Origin of the sequence: Terribacillus saccharophilus, from assembly GCF_002272075.1 — a bacterium.
Classification (GTDB): Bacteria; Bacillota; Bacilli; order Bacillales; family Amphibacillaceae; genus Terribacillus; species Terribacillus saccharophilus_A.
Window position 1 is genome coordinate 89781 of record NZ_NPBJ01000018.1, and the last position, 6861, is coordinate 96641.

The 6861-nt window shown below is 36.7% G+C and carries 6 protein-coding genes; 2 read left to right on the top strand and 4 right to left on the bottom strand.

Annotated elements, in window-relative coordinates; genetic code table 11:
* Positions 1–59: 59 nt before the first annotated feature.
* The gene (locus tag CHH48_RS09975) at positions 60–2405 is read right to left on the bottom strand and encodes an FtsX-like permease family protein (protein ID WP_095218996.1); all 2346 of its coding nucleotides are present in this window, start codon (positions 2403–2405) and stop codon (positions 60–62) included.
* A gap of 427 nt (positions 2406–2832) precedes the next feature.
* Between CHH48_RS09975 and CHH48_RS09980 the strand changes: the two genes are divergently transcribed.
* The gene (locus CHH48_RS09980) at positions 2833–3438 is read left to right on the top strand and encodes a hypothetical protein (RefSeq protein ID WP_095218997.1); all 606 of its coding nucleotides are present in this window, start codon (positions 2833–2835) and stop codon (positions 3436–3438) included.
* 101 nt (positions 3439–3539) lie between these two features.
* Here CHH48_RS09980 and CHH48_RS09985 read toward each other — a convergent pair whose 3' ends face one another.
* From CHH48_RS09985 to CHH48_RS09995, 3 genes are all read right to left on the bottom strand, one after another.
* Entirely contained in the window at positions 3540–4313 is a 774-nt protein-coding gene (locus CHH48_RS09985) for a putative hydro-lyase (protein ID WP_095218998.1), read from the bottom strand.
* Between the two features lie 75 nt (positions 4314–4388).
* Positions 4389–4580, bottom strand: coding sequence for a hypothetical protein (locus CHH48_RS09990; protein WP_095218999.1), 192 nt, complete (start codon positions 4578–4580; stop codon positions 4389–4391).
* Between the two features lie 12 nt (positions 4581–4592).
* Positions 4593–5789 (bottom strand): class I SAM-dependent rRNA methyltransferase, encoded by a 1197-nt coding sequence (locus CHH48_RS09995; RefSeq protein WP_095219000.1) that lies wholly within the window; start codon positions 5787–5789, stop codon positions 4593–4595.
* 619 nt (positions 5790–6408) lie between these two features.
* On the opposite strand from CHH48_RS09995, the gene CHH48_RS10000 reads away from it, so the two are divergent.
* Positions 6409–6777, top strand: coding sequence for a DUF3139 domain-containing protein (locus CHH48_RS10000; RefSeq protein WP_095219001.1), 369 nt, complete (start codon positions 6409–6411; stop codon positions 6775–6777).
* Positions 6778–6861 lie beyond the last annotated feature (84 nt).

Here is a 6861-nt window from a genome sequence, read left to right on the forward strand (position 1 = left end):
AGCTGGTGTCTATGCGCAGAGTATTTCTCCAAAGCTTTCTACCTGTGCCTTCAGTACTGTCAACTTCTCAAAACGACAGATAAATCATCTTTTACGGCTACCTTACAGGAGATATATATCGTCAATCCAACGGCTATGATCAGCGCTAAAGGACAAAGTAGCCAAGTCTGCCATATAATATGAACAAATTCAATTTTTGCCGCTCCCATAGAGGACATGGCCAAACTTACAAGAAATTCTCCTAGAAGGTTCGCAGTCAAAACTCCAAATATAATTCCAAATATTAGTACCATCAGAGTGCCTGCCATATATTGATGACTAATTTGCTTTAAAGTTAATCCCATACTTCGCATGATGGCAATCTGAGACATATCCTTTGATAATAGCATTCGAAGGAATAGTGCCGTGATTAATACAGCTATGATGATCGCGACGGAGATTCCGCCTACCACGACGGTACCCATCTGGTTGATGATATTTCCTAACGTCTGCTGCGTATATTCTTTAATATCATTTACCTGCGCTGTGCTGTAAGCATTCTGGTAGTATTCCATTTTCTTACGAGCATCAACACCTTCAGCTAAATCCAAACTCACAATATACCAAAGAATGGCCTCTTCATTTACCCCAAGACTTGTATGCGCTTTTGCTGTTTTCCCTCCATTTGTAATATCCTGATAAATACCCGTAACTGTTAACTTCTGTTCTTGTCCGTCAGTCTTGACAGTTACTTCATCTCCTACTTTCTTGTTTAATCCGTCTTTTGCAGCATTGGCTAGTGAAAGCGAGATTTCCCCTTCCCCCTCCGGTGCTCTGCCTTCCAGAAACTTTAATGGAAATACGGAAAAATCTCCGGATTCAATATTCATATAGTCCCAGGAACCTTCTGCGTTTCTGACCTGGTAGGAACTTGTGATGTAGGGTGCAAACTTTTCAATATCCGAATCATTCTGCAGTTCTTCCTGCAGCTTTTTAAAATCTTCTGTAATAGAATCTGTCCTTCGAAGATCGATTCTCATATCCTGTTTTCCTATTCCCATATAAGAGGAAAATTCAGGTGAACTCATAGTGTTATAAATATTTACAGGAAGTATGACAATGAACGTACATACGATAAAAATCACTAGCAGCAACCTGTATAACCTGAATCGTTTGCCTACATCCCTCAGCCCCATGTAAATATTAGTGCTGAAGAATTTGTTCTTTAGCAGCGGGAAACTGTTCTTTCCGCGCTCCATGATATCTGAACGCAAAGCTTCCACCGCAGAAATCTTATCGATTCTTTTTAGTACTCGCTTGCAGTACATCACAATCATGACATACACGAGTATTGGAGCTATAAGGGCTAGTATATAATTTAAGCTTCCTGATAAATCGGAAGCTATATAAAGTTTCATATTACGGTTTAACAGATTTACCGCTGCAAAGGACATGAGATAACCGATAATTCCGGCAGCTGCTGCGATGATTCTGTACTTATTAAGATAAACCTTCTTTATATCTTTTCTGGATATCCCCATCGCTTTCATAACACCGATTTCTCTCATATCTTCATCAATAGTCGCCAAGAATGTAAGTCTGATACAGAGTGAAGCAATCACAAGAAGCAGCATACTTATGAATATAATGACAATCGCAACTATCATATCCGACATGCTATTGAAAATCGCAAATATTTCACCTTCCAATATAGGACCATTTGCCGGAAGACCTGCTTCGTTATAGGCAGTCTGAACAGCAGCCGCATCCCCATTTTCATGCAGTTTGAACTCAATCAGATATTCCAGTTCCCCTGCCTGCATTTTAAGCATTTCATTATAATCATCCTGATTAATCACAAACCGTTTCGAAGAAGTAAGGGGCGAGTTCATCTCAAAATCCCTTGCATAATCTGAAATGACAAACTGATTCTCATACCAGCCGCTTTTCACCGTAATCGTATCACCTATTTTAAGGTCATGTTGTTCCATGAAATAGATGGGAACAGCTACAAAACCTTTCTTTACATCCAACTTTTCATTATCCAGATTCAATATAAAATCAAAATTCTTATTCTGTAACACAAATGAAATATCCTGTATCGTTCCAGCCATCGTTTGATTTTGACCAAAATGTATATTACTTCCATAAATATTCTGAAGAACCATCGTCTCCTGCATCGCTATATGGTCCCGATATTGATCTGTGAATCGGTCGATCTTCCCTTGATCATATTCTCCTGCATGCATCACCGTAATGTCAGCTGGTACTGCACTTTCCTGAAATTTTGAGATCCCCTGAATCAGATTTCCAATGTTAGTAACTGCACCGGCTGCCAAAATAACGGCCATTGTGATAAATACAAATACTGTCATCGTTATAATTTTGTTCCTGATGAAATCATTCTTCACCATTTTCACAAACATGATTTTTTCTCCTTCCTACAGCATCTATTTTTTATTCTATCCTTGTACCTATCACTCTTTGACATTTCTTCAGTGGAATAATTCTCAACTACTTTTATCATGGAACGTATTTTTCCTTGAATGATTTTTATTGTATTAAAGTAATCATACGAAATGGTATTTATTTGAAAAACCTGATTGAGGCTGATTAATTACTACGTCTTCAGCCTTATTTTAGTAAATCAGCTATTAGAGAATGCTGAAATTTTAAAAAAGGTGGAAAAGATACTCTGTCTAATGTGATAAACCTTGACTCTTAGTATTTCAAAACATAAGTTTTAAGTAATGATATTACAAATTAAATAGCCGCTCATAAATCTTATGAGCGGCTACAAGAACTAGATTATAATTTATAAATAAGATATAGATATTTTAAAGGGGAGATTTAATGGGCAGGAAAAAACGACGGCATTTACAAGGCTCAGATCAATTGAAACGTGAGGTTGCTAATCGTAAGAGGGCAAGAATTATATTTGGCTTCATCATGGCAATGGTTGCTTTCGTTATTTTTGGTGTATCTTTTATGGTTTTAAGAACATTCTTTGCTTCAAGCCTTTATCATGCATTCATCTATGATTGGATAGGAACTGCCTTGTTGTACTTGGCTGCCTTGACTCTTATTGCCTTTTTTGTTTACACAAGTCTTGTTATTACAATAAAAAATCCCCAGAAAGTTGAAAAAAGACAGTTATTTTATTTTGGTTTAACAGGGATAGTTTGTTTTACCATAGGTGTTTTCATTGTTCCACAATTAAGTTCTTTAACAATTAATAGTGTGGGAGATATGAAGGATTACGCAAAGGGTGAAATGAAAGTGGATGACTTTAACGTTGTGGATGTATACACTGGTGGCCACTCAACTATTGCACTCATCACAACGGATGAACGAGAGCTTACGCTGCTGATCAATAATTATCAGATAGAAGAAGGCACAACATACCGGTTCACATATATGGAACGGAGCGGCACTATCTTAAGTGTTGAAGAGCAGTAATTTCATTAATACATACATTCTTGAAGTACAAATCAAGGCAGAAAAAGCGCCAAACCTTTAAGTTCGGCGCTTTTTTTTAGATTTAACTAGAAGCCATGTACTCAAGAATTACGTAAAAATTCATCATTCGTAACATCTGTTATAAACATATGGCCCGGCGCATGCGTAATCACAAATGGTATTTGTGAATGAATCGCTACAGATTGAGGTGTTACGCCACATTCCCAAAAAACAGGTGTTTCTCCTTCACCGAACTCCGTAAATTCACCAAAATCAGGCTTGCTAATATCCTCGATACCTATTTCTTTAGGATCTCCTACATGAATCGGTGAACCATGCATGTTTGGAAACTGTGCAGTGACATCAATCGCCTTTTGAACGAGCTCGTTTTTTATTGGTCTCATGGAGACTACGACAGGCCCGCTAAATTCACCAGCTTGCTTCGTTTGACGGTTTGTTATGAACATCGCCACATTTTTATTCTGTTCAATGTGTTTTAAAGGAACGCCTCCCTTTAGTAATGCACTTTCAAAGGTAAAGCTGCAACCTATCAAGAAAGATACAAAGTCATCCCGCCAGATTTCCTTAAGATCCTGACGCTTCTCTGTTAGTTTGCCGTTCTCATATACAAAGTAAAGAGGAATATCACTACGGATGTCTGAGCCAGCAGCAAGAGCAGACTCAACCACTCCTGGTTCTAATACATCAATAATTGGACAAGACTTCGGGTTTCGATTAGCAAACAATAGAAAATCAAAAGCATATTCCTTTGGTACAATTGCTAAATTCGCTTGAACATAATCACTGCCTAATCCAGAAGTATGGGTATTGTGTTCGCCACTTCTGATTTTTTCTCTTAAGGTGCTTGGATTCATTTGTAATTCCCCCAGTCTTTCTATTTATATTTAGTTCCAATACTCCCTAACCTTGATTGTGTATAGCTTTGTATCCTATTTTCTCGGACGGTCAAATTCCTTATATTCCTCCATATATTTACCACTATTAGCTACAAATGAATGATAAAGTGCTTTAATTGCTAGATTTTTCTCTAAGCCCATTTCAGCTTTAAGCCTCTTTAACTCATCATGTAATTCTCTCTGTTGATTAATTAATTTCGTCATTGTTGTTTTATTGTATTTCATTTGAACACATCCTTAATTCATTACCTTTATAAATACGACTTTTAAATAGTTGAATTCAGTATAGTTGTGCGGTACCGTAAAATCTTCTGGTAATTGATGTTCTTCTAAGATTTTGTAGCGTGTGTTGGATTCAGTAAATGCTTTATCTATAAAGCCCTTAAACTTTTTCATATTGAAGCTTGCGTTATTTGTGGACGCAATAATTACTCCACCCTGATTTGTAATTTTCAAGGTATCTTTTAGCAGCTTCGGATAATCCTTTGCCGTACTAAAAGTTATTTTCTTTGTACGTGCAAAGCTTGGTGGATCCAATACGACAACATCATATTTCAACTCATGACGGGCAGCATATCGAAAGTAATCAAAGACATCCATCACTTTAATATCCTGCGCTTCATAATCAATCTCGTTGACAGAAAATTGCTCTATTGTCTTTGGCAGGCTTCGTTTTGCCACATCCACACTTGTTGTCTTTGTTGCACCCCCAAGAACTGCTGCAACAGAGAACGCACCTGTATAAGAGAATGTGTTTAAAACCGTTTTTCCTTTTGAATAATGGTCACGTAATGCTTTTCGTACATTGCGTTGATCTAAGAATATTCCAGTCATTGCGCCATCATTTAAATCTACTGCATATTTCATCCCGTTTTCCAAAACGATTAAAGGAAATTCTCCCTTTTCACCTGACACATAATCATCTTGTTCCACGTATTGCCCATTCGTATTAAACCGTAATTTCTCATATAGACCACGAACTGTTACCACTTCACTCAAAGCTTGATATATATCTTCACGGAAAGTATAAATACCTTCACTATACCAACTCACCATATAAAAGCCGTCATAGAAATCAATGATCAATCCGCCAATACCGTCTCCTTCCCCATTAAACACACGGAAAGCAGTTGTGTCTTCGGTATCGTATAAGTTCTTCCGTTTTGCAACAGCTTCACTCATTTTCTTAACAAAAAACTTCGTATCGATTTTCTCTTGTTCCTTACGAGTTAAAACCCAACCTATCCCTTTATTTTGTATACCATAATAGGCTGTAGCAATGTACTTGCGGTTGGAGTCAATTAAGCGTATTATGCTCCCCTCATCCATCACCACTCCTGAAGTTTCGATCGCTTCTTTTGTGAGCAGCGGATAGCCATTCTTTATATCTTTAACCGACTTCGGTTTTACTTTTACTTCTACTAACTGTCTCATTTAGTCATCCTTAATTTTTATGGTTTATTTTTATTATGCCATTATTTTATAGAATAAGCGAAAGTAGTAATATATTCATTTGTTTGGCTAAGCGCGCAGTACATCTCCAAAAAAACTCTTACTAAGAAGAGTCATTTATCAAGCCATTGACTGAGAAGGCCTGGTTAGAACTTATGGAACCAATCGTGATACGTTTAAGCGTGGTAAAAGTGGAGCATGTACAAAGAGGTGACCGTGTAGTAATTAGGTAAAAAGGAGGTTGTAGCAGCATGTAATTTCACTTAGAAAGACACACCAAAAACACAATAGGGTGGTAAATTATTCAAATCGGCCGTTTTTTAGCGTATTATTAGGTATTTTGACGTCTTACACCTAGTAATCAAACCAAAAAAATACTGAGAAATCGAGAGTGTAGTCCTTTAAAAAAATTTATATCAGTTTTACTGGCAACAATATTTACCTTAACCCTATTATTACCCGTGACTGCTAACGCAGCAGAAAATACTGAGTCAAATTATGAGGCGCTTTATAATCAAGCAATACAAGAAGGTATTGTAAATAAAGATGAATGGTTAAAACAGAATGAAGAGTTTCAACAGATTTATGATGAGGAGTTTATATGAAGAAGAAATTAATGATAATAATATTACTATTCATTGTAATTGTAGGTGTTGTATCTTTTGGAAATTACTTCATCGATAGATACACTGCAGAAAAGAAAATAGACTCGTATATAGAAGACTATGGTATTTCTAAAGAAGATATAAGCGACGAGAATTATCCATTATTCGGATCCCTCAATTCACCACCGGGGTTTGTTAAAATAATCTATACTAAAGATGATGGGGAAAACTTTTATATTTTTGAATATGACGAAGATAATAATAGAGTTGATGTCTTTGCAAATGTACGTGGCAATGAAGTTTCAATGGATGATGAATTTTTCAAGGAACTCAAACATCAACCTTCTGATAAAGTGTTACCATAATTTAAGAGGCTGGGACATAACTAAATTCCCATTACTTAAAACCGAATATTATTCTTGAGCGTCGCTTCAGCAGAACACTCCGCT

Coding starts and splice junctions, on each gene's coding strand:
- CHH48_RS09975 (WP_095218996.1), bottom strand. CDS start 2,405: ATGTTTGTGAAAATGGTGAAGAATGATTTCATCAGGAACAAAATTATA.
- CHH48_RS09980 (WP_095218997.1), top strand. CDS start 2,833: ATGGGCAGGAAAAAACGACGGCATTTACAAGGCTCAGATCAATTGAAA.
- CHH48_RS09990 (WP_095218999.1), bottom strand. CDS start 4,580: ATGAAATACAATAAAACAACAATGACGAAATTAATTAATCAACAGAGA.
- CHH48_RS09985 (WP_095218998.1), bottom strand. CDS start 4,313: ATGAATCCAAGCACCTTAAGAGAAAAAATCAGAAGTGGCGAACACAAT.
- CHH48_RS10000 (WP_095219001.1), top strand. CDS start 6,409: ATGAAGAAGAAATTAATGATAATAATATTACTATTCATTGTAATTGTA.
- CHH48_RS09995 (WP_095219000.1), bottom strand. CDS start 5,789: ATGAGACAGTTAGTAGAAGTAAAAGTAAAACCGAAGTCGGTTAAAGAT.